Source organism: Streptomyces sp. PSU-S4-23, assembly GCF_055632315.1.
The window spans coordinates 6,517,155-6,531,465 of the sequence record NZ_JBVMUU010000002.1 but is presented as its reverse complement, the minus strand read 5'-3'; the positions used below and the strand labels follow the sequence as shown (position 1 = coordinate 6,531,465).

Genomic DNA, 14,311 nt, shown 5'->3' with positions numbered 1-14,311 from the left:
CGCCTCGTGGAAGGGCACGCGGAAGCGACCGCCGTACCGGTGCCGCCGCGGCGGCACCACATCGGCTGTCGGTGCCCGGACCGCACAGCCGGACAGGGCCTCCGGCGCAGCGGGCGGCGGGAGCGAAACCGGAACCGGGTCCGGATCGCTCAGACGCCCGCGCCGAGCACCGAGTTGATCTGCTGCGGGTCGCCGCAGACGATCAGCAGGGCACCGGCCCTGGCGAGCGCCAGGGGAAGCGTGGCGGCGACGGTGGAGTCCGGGCCGCCATTGACGGCGACCACGACCACCGAGCGGGCGGCGGCACGGGACGCGACGGAGGCATCGGCATAGAAGATGTCGTCGCCGGCGTCGTGCTGCGCCCAGTAGGCGGCCTCGCCGAAGGACAGTTCGTGCGCGGCCCATGGGTGCGGCGCGCCGGTGGTGATCACCAGCACGTCGCCCGGGGCACGGCCGGACTCCAGCAGCAGGTCGACGGCTTCCTCGGCGGCGTCCAGGGCACCCTCGAGCGAGGCCGGGATCAGCTGGATCTGCGGAGTCGCGGAGGGAGCGGACGGACCGGGCTTGGGCGTGGCCGGTTCGCGCGTGGTGCGCTGGGCCGGCATCGGCCGGGGCCCCGGACGGCCGGGACGCGCGGGGGCCGCGGGGCGCGGGCCGGGTACGGGACGAGGGGTCGGCGCGGTACGGCCGCTGGCCGGGGTGGCGCGGGGACCCTGGGCACTCTCGTGAATCTGAGGCTCCTCGGGAATGAGAGGCATGAGCTGATGTTTATCAAACGCCGGTGCGACGCGTGTCGGCGGGTGGCACACGAGTGCGACCGGAACCGGTCAGAAGTCGAAGCCGAGCTGGCCCTCGATTTCCGGCACGCTTCCGTCCGCCCGGTTGCGGACCTTCTTGAGGTGCCGCCACTGGGGCAGCGCATCAAGATACGCCCACGACAAGCGGTGGTACGGGGTGGGGCCCCGCTCCTCCAGCGCGGCCTTGTGCACGGGTGACGGATACCCGGCGTTGGCCGCAAAACCGAAGTCTGCATGGTCGATACCCAGTTCGGCCATCATTTTGTCGCGGTGAACCTTGGCGATCACCGAGGCCGCCGCGACCACCACGCACGACTGGTCGCCCTTGATCACCGTACGGACCGTCCAGGGCGCCCCCAGATAGTCGTGCTTCCCGTCGAGGATGACCGCGTCGGGCCGGACGGGCAGCGCCTCCAGGGCACGCACCGCGGCGAGCCGCAGCGCGGCCGTCATCCCGAGGTCGTCGATCTCCTCGGGGGAGGCATGACCGAGCCTGTAGGCCGTCACCCAGTTCTCCAGTCGCCCGGCGAGCTCGGTGCGCCGCTTGACGGTGAGCAGCTTGGAGTCGGTGAGGCCTTCGGGCGGTCGGCGCAGGCCCGTAACCGCCGCGCAGACGGTGACGGGTCCGGCCCACGCACCGCGCCCCACCTCGTCGACACCGGCGACGACCTTCGCTCCGGTCGTTGCGCGCAGGGAGCGCTCGACGGTGTGGGTAGGGGGTTCGTACGGCATGGCGCCCCTAGCGTACGCCGCCGGGATGACCGTGCGACACCCCGGTTTCCCGGGGCAACGGCACATCCCGCGACGCCGCCTGCGACGCCCGTTCCCGGGGTGGGCCGCTCGCCGCCCCAGCCCGCGTCGGCCGGGGCCTTCGAGCCCCGGGCGGCCTCGCTACGGCCGAAGCAGCGGGACCATCAACTGGTCGACCATCTCCTCGATATCCTGGTCGCTCCATTCACTTCCGCACATTTTCGCGCGGTACATCATCATCGCCGGGATGGCGTCGTAGACGTATCCGTTCGCAGCGTCGCGGCGCACCTCTCCCCGTTGGATTCCACGGTCGATGACTTCCCGCAGCAGCTTTATGGTGGGCTCCACGACTCCCTGGTAGATCACGCCATGGAAGCGCTCGGCCTGCATGGTGTCGCATTCGTGAATAACCGAGCGGAGCGCGAACCCGGGGCGCGAGTACATCGCCTCGCGCGCCCGCCGGCACAGCGCGAGCAGATCCTCCCGCACACCTCCGAGGTCGGGCGCCTCGTCGAAGCGCGGCAGGCCGGCCTGCAGCGCGTCCGCGACAAGATCCTCCTTGGACTGCCAGCGGCGGTAGACCGCGGCCTTGCCGGTCTGGGCGCCGGCGGCGACACCCTCCATCGTGAGGCCGTTCCACCCGACCGTACTGAGTTGTTCCAGCGCGGCGTCGAGGATCGCGCGCTCGAGCACGGCACCGCGCCGGCGCAGGGACGCCGACTGCGTCGAGGGGGCCATCGGGGACGAAGTACCCATCTGTGTATCTCCGTTGGGCATGGGGAAGCGGGGGGGTTGCGGGGAAGTTGGTGAGCGGTCGAGCGGAGCCGCACGGCAACGAAGCCAGTGAACGCTTGCGTTCACTGAAGGGGACTCACTACCGTTTGACGCGACAGTGAACGCAAGCGTTCACTAACACACTTGTGGGGGACCCATAGTGACAACCTCTCCGTTGATCCAGGAACAGAAGCCGGGAGCCGCCCGCCGGGAGGGGCATCCCGGCATCGCGCTCACCGTCATCGCGGCCTGCCAACTCATGGTGGTACTCGACGCGACGATTGTGAACATCGCCCTCCCGCACATTCAAGACGCGCTGAAGTTCAGCACGACCGACCTGACATGGGTGGTCAGCGCGTACACGCTCACCTTCGGTGGCCTGCTGCTTCTCGGCGGCCGGGCCGGCGACATCCTCGGCCGGCGCCGGGTCTTCATGACGGGCATCCTGCTGTTCACCTTCGCCTCGCTGCTCGGGGGACTGGCCCAGGAACCCTGGCAGTTGCTCACCGCGCGCGCCTTGCAGGGGATGGGTGGCGCGATCGCGTCGCCCACCTCGCTGGCGCTCATCACCACCACCTTCCCCGAAGGCCCGGAGCGCAACCGGGCATTCGGAGTCTTCGCCGCCGTTTCGGCCGGTGGCGGCGCGATCGGTCTGCTGGCCGGCGGCATGCTCACGGAGTGGCTCGACTGGCGCTGGGTCCTCTTCGTCAACGTGCCCATCGGTGTGCTGATCGCCTCGCTCACCCCCCGGTACATCAACGAGTCCGAACGCCATCCCGGGCGCTTCGACATCGCGGGCGCGCTCACGTCGACGACCGGCATGGCGTCCCTCGTGTACGGCTTCATCCGCGCCGCCGGGGAGGGCTGGCGCGACAGCATCACGATCGGGGCCTTCGGTGCGGCCGTGGTGCTGCTGCTGGCGTTCGCCTTCATCGAGACGCGGGCCAAGGAGCCGATCACACCCCTGCGCATGTTCGCCGACCGCAACCGGTCCGGCACGTACGTGATCATGCTGAGCCTGGCAGCGGCGATGTTCGGCATGTTCTTCTACATCGTGCTCTTCGTGCAGAACGTACTGGGGTACAGCCCGATCTCGGCCGGCGTGGCCTTCCTGCCGGTGACGGTCGCGATCGTGATCGGCGCCGGACTGTCGCAGCGGTTCCTGCCGGTCCTCGGCCCCAAACCGTTCATGCTGGTCGGGGCGAGCCTTGTCGTGCTCGGACTCGGCTGGCTGACGTTCATCGCACCCGACAGCTCCTACGTCGGAGGAGTTCTCGGCCCGATGCTGGTGTTCGGCTTCGGCATGGGCCTGAACTTCGTGACGCTCACGCTCACCGCGGTCTCGGGCGTCGCCCAGCACGAGGCGGGTGCGGCGTCGGGTCTGCTGAACACCACCCAGCAGGTGGGCGGATCGCTCGGCCTGTCCATCCTGACCACGGTCTTCGGAACGGCCAGCCGGAACGAGGCCGACAAGCAGATACCGAAGTTCCTGGCGAACGGCACGGCCGAGCAGAAGGCGGAGTTCGCCAGGGCCCACCAGCTGCCGGCCCCCTGGGGCCACGAGGTCCTCGCCCAGGGCATCTCGACGGCGTTCGTCCCGGCCGCCGCGATGGCCGCACTGGCGCTGGTCACGGCCGCGGTGGTCATCCGGGTCCGCAGGAGCGACCTGGAGGCACTGTCCGGCACGGCGGGACCGGCCGGCGGCTGAGGATCCCGTCCCGCCCCTGCCTCTGGCCCATCGAGCGGAGGCAGGGGCCGGCCACCCGAGAGCCCGCATGGGGACCGACGGCGAGGGCGTCGGCGGGGAAGCCGGCGACACGACGCCCGCCGTACCCGTCACATCACCGGTCACGTCACGGGGGCCGCGCTCCGGCCATCCGTCCACGGCCATCCATCCGCGGCTATCCACGGCCATCCATCCACGGCCATCCACGGCCATCCGCGGTACGGCCGCGTCAGGCGCGGCCGTACCCACCGCCTACGCCGACGGCGACACCCAGTCCGGCAGGGGCTCCGTCCGCTCCAGCCATTCCGCCGGGGGCTGCCCCGCCTTCCCCGAGGCGATCACTCCGCCGACGATGGCGCAGGTCGCGGACACGTCACCACCGGCCCGCGCGGTCGTCCAGAAGCCCGGTTCATAGTCACCGAGGGCGCGCGCCGCCGACCAGAGGGCGAACGGCACCGTGTCGTGCGCCGTCCGGCGCCGTCCGCAGCCGAGGACCGCCGCGACGGTCCCCGTGTCGCCGTAGTCGAGCATGTCCCGCGCCCGGCGCAGCCCCGCTCCGACCGCGCTCTTCGGGATGAGCGCGACGACGCCGTCGAGAAGTGCCCCGGGGCTGGGCGGGCCGGCGGGATCCGCGACGAGGGCCGCCGCCGCGGCGACCGCCATGGCGCCGACCACGGCCTCGCGATGCTGGTGGGTGGGGTACGCGGAGATCTCCGCCTGATACGTGGCGTGCTCCGGGTCGTCGGCGTACCAGGCGCCCAGAGGCACGGTGCGCGCCGCCGCGCCGTTGCCCCACGATCCGTGGCCCTTGAACAGGGCCGCGGCCTGCTCGCGCCAGTCGCCGCCGCGGTGGACGCTCTCGAGGAGGCGGTCGATCGGGGGCTCGTAGCCGCGCCCCGCATCGTGGTGCTCGGCGAGGGAGCGGGCAAGCACATCCTGGTCGATGCGGTGGTGCGCGGCCAGGACGGCCACGACGGAGCAGGCCATCTCCGTGTCGTCCGTCCACTGCCAGGGGTGCGGCGGCAGCTCGCGGCGTGTGAGCAGCACATGGCTCTCGGGCGCGAGGAACCGTGCTCCGAGCGCGTCCCCCACCGCCAGCCCGCGCAGGACGGCCAGGGCGCGCTCCAGGCGGCCGGCGGAGGAGAAGTCACTGGTCATCGCCCTGCCACTCTATCCGGTGATCCAGTAGGGCTCCGGGTCGCGCCAGCGTTCGAACGGTCGGTCGAGGCTGTACTTGCCGTCCTCTCCGAGGACGAGCATGCGCGTCTCGCCGTTCCCGGGGTTCGAGAGCGATTCGAACTCCGCGACGGTCCAGTGGAACCAGCGCATGCAGAACAGCCGCATGGCCAGGCCGTGGGTCACCAGGAGCACGTTCGGCGGGTGGTCCGGGGCCTCGAAACTGCGGTACAGGCTCTCCAGGAAGCCGCCCACCCGGTCGTACACGTCGGCACCGGACTCGCCCTGGGCGAAACGGTAGAAGAAGTGTCCGTACGCGTCGCGGTACGCCTTCTGGAGCTGTACGTCGTCGCGGTCCTGCCAGTTGCCCCAGTCCTGCTCGCGCAGCCGGGGCTCCTCCCGCACCCGGACGCGCCCGGGGTCCAGGCGAAAGGCGTGGAGCGTCTCATGGGTACGGCGGTACGGGGAGACGTACACGCTGACGCGCTCCCGGCCGAAGAGCTCCCGCAGTCGCTTTCCCGTCTCCTCCGCCTGCCGCCATCCCCTCTCGGTGAGCGGCAGGGCGTGGTCGGGTTCGCGTTCGTACACGGAGTCATCGGCATTGCCCACCGACTCGCCGTGCCGGACAAGGACGATGCGCCGTGGTCGTGCCATGCCAAAACCCTAGATCGGGTGACGCCCGAACGAGCACTCGAGGGACGCCCATACGGCGCAGCTCACACCTGAGCCGCTCCCCACCGGCTCCATCCGGTTTCCGGACTCACACGATCCAGGTGGGCTCCAGGTCCACGATGTCGCCCGTGAGCGCCGCGACGTCCGCCTCCGTCTGCGCCCTCAGAGCCAGGCGCTCCACACGCTCCTCGCGGTACTTGCCGTGCTCGGCGGCCGACTGCCACATCGAAAGGATCATGAACTCATGGCCCGGCGCCTCGCCGAACAGTCCGCGGACCATGCCCGGTGAGCCGGCCATGGCCGGGTTCCAGACCTTCTCCTGCATCAGCGCGAAGTGCTCGGCCCGCTCCTCGTGGACCCGGCAGTGCGCGACGCGGACCAGGTCGGCGTCCGTGAAGCGCGGCTCGAATCCGGTCTTCACGTCGAACCGGTGGTCGAACAGCCTGACCTGCTGGTCCTTGAAGGTGCCCGACTGCGACGCGGCCAGCCGGTCGTGGGAACGGGCCATGAACGAGTCGTAGAACGCACGGCTCTCCCAGAACGCGAAGATGTGCGCCACACCGGGCCTCGCCCGGCTCCAGCCCCCGCCCTGTCCCCGGAAGCCCGGCTCCCCCAGAAGCCCCGCCCACTTTCGCTGCCCCCGCTCGAAACCGCGGCGGTCCACCACGGTGCAGCGAATCCACTTGACCAGCACCGCGCCATCGTAAGGCCCCTGTGCGTGGCGTTGGTCACGCTCTGGTGGAGTGCACCCGCGCGAGCGCCCCCACGCAGGAGGCACAATGGACAACTGGCCCTCACAGCACGCAAGTTCATACGGAGGGCACATGACAACGGGGAGGGGATGGGGTGAGCGGTCTCAACAAGGGCATCCGCAAGGTGGAACTGGCGGTGAAATGGGACCCCAGTCCGGCCGGGCAGCCGCCCACCGATCTCGACATCGTGGCCGCGACGTACCGGGCGGAAGATCCGTACGGGGATCCGGCCTATGTCGTGCACTTCGACCACCGCTCCCCCGACGGCACGATCTACCTGAACCGCGACAGCGTGGACGGCAAGGGGTTCGGCTGGGACGAGGTCATGACCCTCGAACTCCACCGGCTCGACAGCGGTTACGTGCGCGTGGTGGCCGGCGTCGTCATCCAGCAGCGCACCGGCCGCAAGACGTTCGTCGGCGTCCTGAACCCCGGGCTGCGCCTGCGCGAGGGCTACACGGTCCTGGCCGAGGACGACTTCGGCGGCGTCCTGGGCTCGACGGCGGCGACCGTGGCCGAGTTCGTGCGCGACGCCTCGGGCGAGTGGGCCTACCGCCCGGGCATCCACGGCTACGACACCGACCCGTCGGGCTTCGTCCGCGTGATGGGCAGCCCGCAGGACGCCTGAACGCCCTCCCTGGGGGAGCGCCGCCGGCGCGTCCTCCCGGTAAGGGCGCTCGACGCTGGAGGGCGGCACGGCCGGTGGCCGTGCCGCCCTCCAGGGGTCCGGGTACTGGCGCAGGGGGTTGTCTCGATGCGCCGCCTGCGCCGGGCCCGCCGAAAGCGACGCACCGGGCTGCGGCCGGTGACCGCGCGCTCGCAACAGCGGCGGCGCCTCCATTCCCTGATTCGCTACCTGTCGGTGTGCCGGGCCATCGCGGGCAGCTCCACGGTGATGCGCATCCCCCCGGCAGAACGCGGGGTGAGGGCGAGTGTCCCGTCGTGCGCGTGGGCGATCGTCTTCACGATCGCCAGGCCGAGGCCGACGCCCGCGTGGTCGGCGTGCATGCGCTCGGTGCCGCGCTGGAATGGTTCGGTGAGTGTGGAGACCAGCTCTGGAGTGAGCTTCTCGCCGGTGTTCTCGACCGTGAGCACCACGGTCTCGGGGCGGAGGCTGGTACCGACCCATACGGTCCCCTGTCCCGGCAGGTTGTGGACGATCGCGTTGTGCACGAGGTTCGTGGTCAGCTGCAGCAGGAGGGCTTGCGATCCGGGTGTGGGGGTGATGTCGCCGGAGGTCTCGATGGTGACGCCGTGCTTTTCCGCGAGGGGGAGAAGGGTTTCGGTGACCTCATCCACGAGCAGGGACAGGTCGACAGGGTCAGGGTCGCGGTTGAAGGACCGCTGGTCAGCACGGCTGAGCAGGAGCAGTGCTTCAGTGAGGTCGATCGCTCGGGTGTTGACGGCGTGGAGACGGTCGATGACTTCGCCGGCGTCGTGGTCCGGATCGCTGCGGGCTACGTCGAGAAGCGCCTTCGAGATGGCCAGCGGGGTGCGCAACTCGTGAGAGGCGTTGGCTGCGAATCTCCGCTGTTCGGCGACGTGTGCTTCGAGCCGTGCGAGCATCGTGTCGAAGGCGTCGGCGAGCTCACGGAACTCGTCCTTGCGGCCCGGTAGCCGGATTCGGTGGGAGAGCGATCCGGTCGAGGCCAGACGGGTGGCAGCGGTGATGCGGGTCAGCGGGTCGAGCATCCGGCCGGCGAGGATCCACCCTCCCACGAGGCCGAACACCAGCAGCAATGCCAGCACTGCGGCTGCCCTTGGAGCGAAAACGCGCAAGAGGTTGGACCGGATGGGAAAGACACCGTGGGTGGTGCCGGTGGAGCCGGGGACGATGAGCGCACGGTCGGGCACGTAACGCAGGAGGAACACCCACACCGCCGCGAGCAGCAGGACACCGGCCAGCGTGAGGAAGCCGGCATAGCTGAGGGTGAGTTTGAGGCGAACGCTCAGCCCGGGTGTTCTATCCACGCCCGCCTCCCTCGTGTCCGGCCTCTGGTTGCGGGCCGTGCGGGCCGATGCGGTAGCCGACGCCCGGCACGGTGGCGATGATCCAGGGTTCACCGAGCCGCTTGCGCAGTGCCGAGACGGTGATGCGCACGGCGTTGGTGAACGGGTCTGCGTTCTCGTCCCACGCGCGTTCCAGGAGTTCCTCGGCGCTGACGACACCGCCCTCGGCGGCGGCGAGGACTTCGAGCACGGCGAACTGCTTCCTGGTCAGCGCCACGTAGCGGCCGTCCCGGTAGACCTCTCTGCGGAACGGGTCCAGCCGCAGGCCTGCGATCTCCCGCACGGGTGGCCTGTCGTGTGCGCGCCTGCGGTCGAGTGCTCTGAGCCGGAGCGCGAGCTCACGGAGTTCGAAGGGTTTTGTGAGGTAGTCGTCGGCGCCGAGTCCGAACCCGGAGGCCTTGTCGTCGAGACGGTCGGCCGCGGTGAGCATGAGGATCGGCATGCCGCTGCCGGAGGCGACGATGCGTCCGGCGATCTCGTCACCGGAAGGTCCGGGAATGTCCCGGTCGAGGACGGCGATGTCGTAGGCGTTGACGCCCAGCAGTTCCAGAGCGGTGTCGCCGTCACCTGCGATGTCGGCCGCGATCGCTTCCAGGCGCAGGCCGTCGCGGATGGCTTCTGCCAGATAGGGCTCGTCCTCGACGATCAACACACGCATGCCGGTGATGCTACGAGCGGGCGCATATCGTCGGCGTATCGAAAATCCCATATGTGCCGGCAACACCGCGCCGCCTTGACTGGCCGCATGGCCAGAACCCCACCATCAGCACGGACGACGGCCCGCCGGATTCACCGGCCCCTCGCCATCGGCCTGGCAGTCGTCATCGCAGCGGTCAGCGCAGCCTTCGGCCACCCAGGGCAGAATCCCCCCGGCTCCTCGGCCGCACCGCCCGTGCAGCCCTCCTCGGCCGCACCGCCGTCGAAGCCGCCCTCGGCCCCGTCACCCCGTGCTCATCGCTGGGGGCACCGTGGTGCGCCTGGCGAGGCCGACGGTGTCGTCCCCGCCGGCGTGACCGTCTTCGACGACGCGATTCCGGCTGTGGCCGACCTCGATCCAGATCTCCTCAGGGCCCTCCGTCAGGCCGCAACGGACGCAGCGGATGACGCAGCGGACGACAAGGTCGAGTTCTACGTCGACAGCGGCGGGCGTTCCCCGGAGTACCAGAAGCGGCTTCTTCGCCAGGCCATCGCCGAGTACGGGTCCGCAGACGAGGCCGCCCGACGGGTGGCCACCGCGGTGACGCCTCCTCATGTGGAAGGGGACGCGGTCGACATCGGGCGCTCCGATGCGACGGCCTGGCTGTCCGGACATGCTGCCGGGTACGGGCGGTGCCAGATCTGCAGGAACGAACCCTGGCACTGCGAACTGCGCCCCGAAGCGATCGGTCGTGGCTGCCCGCGCATGTATGCCAACCCCACCCAGGACCCGAGGATGCAGCAGTGACCGGCAGTGCGCGAGGACGGACGATGACGCAGGTGGACACGGCGGAGGCCGGACAGGGCAGCGCCGGCCGCCGGGACACCGGCTCCGGGGTCCGGGACGCGCGCATCCGCCGGGCGGTCCGCATCGTCTCGCGGCCGGAGCCGTGGAAGCGTGGCCCGGTGCTCGCGGTGCTGGCGCTGCTGCTCGGCCTGCTCATGCTGCTGCACGCGGAGATCCCGAACCGGATCGGAAACCTAGGCAGCCTGACGGAGACCGTCCTGCCGTGGTTCGGCCTGTTCGTCCCGGTGCTGCTGGCCGGGGCGCTGTGGCGCCGCTCCGCCTCCGCGGTGGCCGCACTGCTGCTGCCGGTCGTGGTGTGGCTGAACCTCTTCGGCGGGCTGCTCGGTGACAAGTCCCGTCCGGGCGGCGACCTCACCGTGGTCAGCCACAATGTCGGCGCCGACAACCCCGACCCGGCCGGCACCGCCCGAGCCCTGGCCGCCTGCGGCGCGGACGTGCTGGCCCTGGAGGAGATCACCCCGCAGTCGAAGCCGCTGTACGAGAAGGAACTGGCGAAGGCGTACCCGTACCACACGGTGCAGGGCACGGTCGGGCTGTGGAGCAGGCTGCCGCTGGCGGACACCCGGCCGGTCGACGTCAAGATGGACTACGGGCCGCTGGCGGACACCAAGCCGGCCGGCGTCAAGATGGCCTACACCCGGGCGCTGCGCACCACGGTGGCCACGCACCAGGGTCCGCTGGCGGTGTATGTGGCCCACCTGGGGTCCGCGCGGGTGAATCCCCGGGCGGGCTTCTGGACGGACTCACGGGACAGAGGCGCGCGGGCGCTCGGCGAGGCCGTCGCCGCCGAGCGGAATGAGCGGGTGGTGCTGCTCGGCGACCTGAACGGCACCATGGACGACCGCGCGTTCGCCGGCATCGCCTCGCAGCTGCGCTCGGCCCAGGACGCGGCCGGGAACGGCTTCGGCTTCAGCTGGCCGGCGAAGTTCCCGGTGGTGCGTATCGACCAGATCCTGGTCCGCGGTGTGACGCCGGAGAGTTCGTGGGTGCTGCCGGCCACGGGCAGTGACCACCTGCCGGTGGCGGCCGGAATCAGCTGGTGAACACCGCATGAGGGCCGGCGCTCCACCTGCCGCCCGTAATCGGGCGACCGGCCCCCGCAGGGCCGGGCGCTCGTCGTTCTCCAGCAGCGATCGCGGCTGGAAGCTCCGGGAGAACGACTGCAGTGAGGGGCGCCGGCCACCGGGCTGACGCCCCTCCTGTCGTCGGTGTTCAGCGAACCGCGTCGAATGGTGCAGCCAACGCGATTCCGCTCATTCTCAGCTGCAGCCGCTCGTCGAGCCGCAGCCCTCGCAGATGTAGCAGGAGCCCGCTCGCTGCATCTTCGTGCCGCAGGAGAAGCACAGCGGGGCGTCCGCCTGGATGCCCAGCTGCATCTCCACCAGTTCGGCGCTGGTGTGCGCCTGCTGCGGGGCCGGCTTGGCCGCCGCGGTGTCGGCCTTCGGGGTGGCGATCGCCTTCAGCTCCTGGGCGCGCGGGGCCGACTGGGCCAGGCCCTCCACATCGACCTCGTCGTCGGCCGGCTCGTACGAACCGGTCTCCAGGTGGCGCTGGCGCTCCTCGGCGGAGTGGATGCCGAGCGCGGAGCGCGTCTCGAAGGGCAGGAAGTCCAGCGCCAGCCGGCGGAAGATGTAGTCGACGATCGACTGCGCCATCCGCACGTCCGGGTCGTCCGTCATACCGGCCGGCTCGAAGCGCATGTTGGTGAACTTCGAGACGTACGTCTCCAGCGGCACCCCGTACTGCAGACCCACCGAGACGGCGATCGAGAAGGCGTCCATCATGCCCGCGAGGGTCGAACCCTGCTTGGACATCTTGAGGAAGACCTCGCCGAGCCCGTCGTCCGGGTAGGAGTTGGCGGTCATGTAGCCCTCGGCGCCGCCGACGGTGAACGACGTGGTGATGCCGGGACGGCCCTTCGGGAGGCGCTTGCGGACCGGGCGGTACTCGACGACCTTCTCGACCTTGGTCTCCGTGGCCGCCTCCTGCGCCTGCTTCTCGGCGGGCTCCTTCTTCTTGGCGGAGAGCGGCTGGCCGACCTTGCAGTTGTCGCGGTAGATCGCGAGCGCCTTGATGCCCATCTTCCACGCCTCGAAGTAGATCTCCTCGACCTCCTCGACGGTCGCCGACTCCGGCATGTTGACCGTCTTGGAGATGGCCCCGGAGATCCACGGCTGGATCGCGGCCATCATGCGGACGTGGCCCATCGGGGAGATCGCGCGCTCGCCCATGGCGCAGTCGAAGACCTCGTAGTGCTGGTGCTTGAGGCCCGGCGCGTCGATCACATTGCCGTGCTCGGCGATGTGGGCGACGATCGCCTCGATCTGCTCCTCCTGGTAGCCCAGGCGGCGCAGCGCCTGCGGCACGGTGCCGTTGACAATCTGCATGGAGCCGCCGCCGACCAGCTTCTTGAACTTGACCAGGGCGAGGTCCGGCTCGACGCCGGTGGTGTCGCAGCCCATGGCGAGACCGATGGTGCCGGTCGGCGCGAGGACGGACGCCTGGGAGTTGCGGAAGCCGTTCTTCTCGCCGAGGCGGAGCACGTCCTGCCATGCCTCCGTGGCGGCGGCCCACACCGGGGTGTCCAGGTCGTCCATGCGCACGGCGCGGGCGTTGGCGTCGGCGTGCTGCTTCATGACGCGCAGGTGCGGCTGCTCGTTGCGGGCGTAGCCGTCGTACGGGCCGACGACCGAGGCCAGTTCGGCGGAGCGCTTGTACGCGGTGCCGGTCATCAGGGAGGTGATGGCGCCGGCCAGGGCCCGGCCGCCGTCGGAGTCGTAGGCGTGGCCGGTGGCCATCAGCAGGGCGCCGAGGTTGGCGTACCCGATGCCGAGCTGGCGGAAGGCACGGGTGTTCTCGCCGATCTTCTGGGTCGGGAAGTCCGCGAAGCAGATCGAGATGTCCATCGCGGTGATGATCAGCTCGACGACCTTGGCGAAGCGCTCGACGTCGAAGGACTGGTTGCCCTTGCCGTCGTCCTTGAGGAACTTCATCAGGTTCAGCGAGGCGAGGTTGCAGGACGTGTTGTCCAGGTGCATGTACTCGCTGCAGGGGTTCGAGCCGTTGATGCGGCCGGACTCCGGGCACGTGTGCCAGTGGTTGATGGTGTCGTCGTACTGGATGCCGGGGTCGGCGCAGGCCCAGGCGGCCTCGGCCATCTTGCGGAAGAGCGCCTTGGCGTCGACCTCCTCGATGACCTCACCGGTCATGCGGGCGCGCAGGCCGAACTTCCCGCCGTTCTCGACGGCCTTCATGAAGGTGTCGTTGACGCGGACCGAGTTGTTGGCGTTCTGGTACTGGACGGAGGTGATGTCGTCGCCGCCCAGGTCCATGTCGAAGCCCGCGTCGCGCAGGGCGCGGATCTTCTCCTCCTCCTTGACCTTGGTCTCGATGAAGTCCTCGACGTCCGGGTGGTCGACGTCCAGGATGACCATCTTGGCGGCGCGGCGGGTCGCGCCGCCCGACTTGATCGTTCCCGCGGAGGCGTCGGCGCCGCGCATGAAGGAGACGGGGCCGGAGGCGTTGCCGCCGGAGGAGAGCAGCTCCTTGGAGGAGCGGATGCGGGAGAGGTTCAGGCCGGCTCCGGAGCCGCCCTTGAAGATCATGCCCTCTTCCTTGTACCAGTCGAGGATCGACTCCATGGAGTCGTCGACGGACAGGATGAAGCAGGCGGAGACCTGCTGGGGCTGCGGAGTGCCGACGTTGAACCAGACGGGGCTGTTGAAGCTGAAGATCTGGTGCAGGAGGGCGTACGCCAGTTCGTGCTCGAAGATCTCCGCGTCGGCGGGCGAGGTGAAGTACTTGTAGTCCTCACCGGCCTTCCGGTACGTCTTCACGATGCGGTCGATCAGCTGCTTGAGGCTGGTCTCGCGCTGCGGGGTGCCGACGGCACCGCGGAAGTACTTGCTGGTGACGATGTTGACCGCGTTCACCGACCAGAACTCGGGGAACTCGACGCCACGCTGCTCGAAGTTGACCGAGCCGTCGCGCCAGTTGGTCATGACGACGTCACGGCGCGCCCACTCGACCTCGTCGTACGGGTGCACGCCGGGGGTCGTGTGGATGCGCTCGATCCGCAGTCCCCTGGCCTTGGTGCCCTTCGCCCGGGAACCTCGTGCCGGACCGCTCGCCGTCTCTGTCATGCCGCCTC

Annotated in this window: 13 protein-coding genes; 4 read left to right on the top strand and 9 right to left on the bottom strand. The window is 70.0% G+C overall.

The genetic code is table 11. The features are described 5' to 3' along the window. Positions 1 to 149: 149 nt before the first annotated feature. The 3 genes from ACZ79I_RS29775 to ACZ79I_RS29765 form a co-directional block, all read right to left on the bottom strand. Positions 150 to 758, bottom strand: a complete 609-nt coding sequence (locus ACZ79I_RS29775; RefSeq protein ID WP_471501179.1) for a hypothetical protein — start codon at positions 756 to 758, stop codon at positions 150 to 152. 69 nt (positions 759 to 827) lie between these two features. Continuing rightward, positions 828 to 1,529, bottom strand: coding sequence for a ribonuclease HII (locus tag ACZ79I_RS29770; RefSeq protein WP_471501177.1), 702 nt, complete (start codon positions 1,527 to 1,529; stop codon positions 828 to 830). Positions 1,530 to 1,688: 159 nt separating this feature from the next. Then, positions 1,689 to 2,285 (bottom strand): TetR/AcrR family transcriptional regulator, encoded by a 597-nt coding sequence (locus ACZ79I_RS29765; protein WP_471501175.1) that lies wholly within the window; start codon positions 2,283 to 2,285, stop codon positions 1,689 to 1,691. A gap of 196 nt (positions 2,286 to 2,481) precedes the next feature. On the opposite strand from ACZ79I_RS29765, the gene ACZ79I_RS29760 reads away from it, so the two are divergent. Further along, the gene (locus ACZ79I_RS29760) at positions 2,482 to 4,029 is read left to right on the top strand and encodes an MFS transporter (RefSeq protein WP_471501173.1); all 1,548 of its coding nucleotides are present in this window, start codon (positions 2,482 to 2,484) and stop codon (positions 4,027 to 4,029) included. A gap of 270 nt (positions 4,030 to 4,299) precedes the next feature. On the opposite strand, the gene ACZ79I_RS29755 is transcribed toward ACZ79I_RS29760, so the two are convergent. From ACZ79I_RS29755 to ACZ79I_RS29745, 3 genes are all read right to left on the bottom strand, one after another. After that, the gene (locus ACZ79I_RS29755) at positions 4,300 to 5,205 is read right to left on the bottom strand and encodes an ADP-ribosylglycohydrolase family protein (protein ID WP_471501171.1); all 906 of its coding nucleotides are present in this window, start codon (positions 5,203 to 5,205) and stop codon (positions 4,300 to 4,302) included. A gap of 12 nt (positions 5,206 to 5,217) precedes the next feature. After that, on the bottom strand, positions 5,218 to 5,877 hold the full coding sequence (locus ACZ79I_RS29750) for a histidine phosphatase family protein (protein WP_471501169.1): 660 nt from the start codon (positions 5,875 to 5,877) through the stop codon (positions 5,218 to 5,220). A 106-nt stretch (positions 5,878 to 5,983) separates the two neighbouring features. Continuing rightward, a complete protein-coding gene (locus tag ACZ79I_RS29745; RefSeq protein WP_471501167.1) occupies positions 5,984 to 6,589 on the bottom strand; it encodes a YdbC family protein in 606 nt (201 codons plus the stop codon). 152 nt (positions 6,590 to 6,741) lie between these two features. On the opposite strand from ACZ79I_RS29745, the gene ACZ79I_RS29740 reads away from it, so the two are divergent. After that, entirely contained in the window at positions 6,742 to 7,275 is a 534-nt protein-coding gene (locus ACZ79I_RS29740; RefSeq protein ID WP_471501165.1) for a TerD family protein, read from the top strand. A gap of 224 nt (positions 7,276 to 7,499) precedes the next feature. On the opposite strand, the gene ACZ79I_RS29735 is transcribed toward ACZ79I_RS29740, so the two are convergent. Both ACZ79I_RS29735 and ACZ79I_RS29730 read right to left on the bottom strand, forming a co-directional pair. Then, entirely contained in the window at positions 7,500 to 8,618 is a 1,119-nt protein-coding gene (locus ACZ79I_RS29735; RefSeq protein WP_471501163.1) for a sensor histidine kinase, read from the bottom strand. Then, positions 8,611 to 9,315 (bottom strand): response regulator transcription factor, encoded by a 705-nt coding sequence (locus ACZ79I_RS29730; protein ID WP_471501161.1) that lies wholly within the window; start codon positions 9,313 to 9,315, stop codon positions 8,611 to 8,613. The genes ACZ79I_RS29735 and ACZ79I_RS29730 overlap by 8 nt, the downstream gene beginning before the upstream one ends. A gap of 351 nt (positions 9,316 to 9,666) precedes the next feature. Between ACZ79I_RS29730 and ACZ79I_RS29725 the strand changes: the two genes are divergently transcribed. Then, the gene (locus ACZ79I_RS29725; RefSeq protein ID WP_471501159.1) at positions 9,667 to 10,101 is read left to right on the top strand and encodes a M15 family metallopeptidase domain-containing protein; all 435 of its coding nucleotides are present in this window, start codon (positions 9,667 to 9,669) and stop codon (positions 10,099 to 10,101) included. A 23-nt stretch (positions 10,102 to 10,124) separates the two neighbouring features. Next, positions 10,125 to 11,204 (top strand): endonuclease/exonuclease/phosphatase family protein, encoded by a 1,080-nt coding sequence (locus ACZ79I_RS29720; RefSeq protein WP_471501157.1) that lies wholly within the window; start codon positions 10,125 to 10,127, stop codon positions 11,202 to 11,204. Between the two features lie 216 nt (positions 11,205 to 11,420). On the opposite strand, the gene ACZ79I_RS29715 is transcribed toward ACZ79I_RS29720, so the two are convergent. Further along, positions 11,421 to 14,303 carry a vitamin B12-dependent ribonucleotide reductase gene (locus tag ACZ79I_RS29715; protein WP_471501155.1) on the bottom strand — a complete coding sequence of 961 codons (2,883 nt, stop codon included), beginning with the start codon at positions 14,301 to 14,303 and terminating at the stop codon, positions 11,421 to 11,423. Positions 14,304 to 14,311 lie beyond the last annotated feature (8 nt).

Coding starts and splice junctions, on each gene's coding strand:
- ACZ79I_RS29750 (WP_471501169.1), bottom strand. CDS start 5,877: ATGGCACGACCACGGCGCATCGTCCTTGTCCGGCACGGCGAGTCGGTG.
- ACZ79I_RS29755 (WP_471501171.1), bottom strand. CDS start 5,205: ATGACCAGTGACTTCTCCTCCGCCGGCCGCCTGGAGCGCGCCCTGGCC.
- ACZ79I_RS29770 (WP_471501177.1), bottom strand. CDS start 1,529: ATGCCGTACGAACCCCCTACCCACACCGTCGAGCGCTCCCTGCGCGCA.
- ACZ79I_RS29720 (WP_471501157.1), top strand. CDS start 10,125: ATGACGCAGGTGGACACGGCGGAGGCCGGACAGGGCAGCGCCGGCCGC.
- ACZ79I_RS29775 (WP_471501179.1), bottom strand. CDS start 758: ATGCCTCTCATTCCCGAGGAGCCTCAGATTCACGAGAGTGCCCAGGGT.
- ACZ79I_RS29765 (WP_471501175.1), bottom strand. CDS start 2,285: ATGGCCCCCTCGACGCAGTCGGCGTCCCTGCGCCGGCGCGGTGCCGTG.
- ACZ79I_RS29730 (WP_471501161.1), bottom strand. CDS start 9,315: ATGCGTGTGTTGATCGTCGAGGACGAGCCCTATCTGGCAGAAGCCATC.
- ACZ79I_RS29715 (WP_471501155.1), bottom strand. CDS start 14,303: ATGACAGAGACGGCGAGCGGTCCGGCACGAGGTTCCCGGGCGAAGGGC.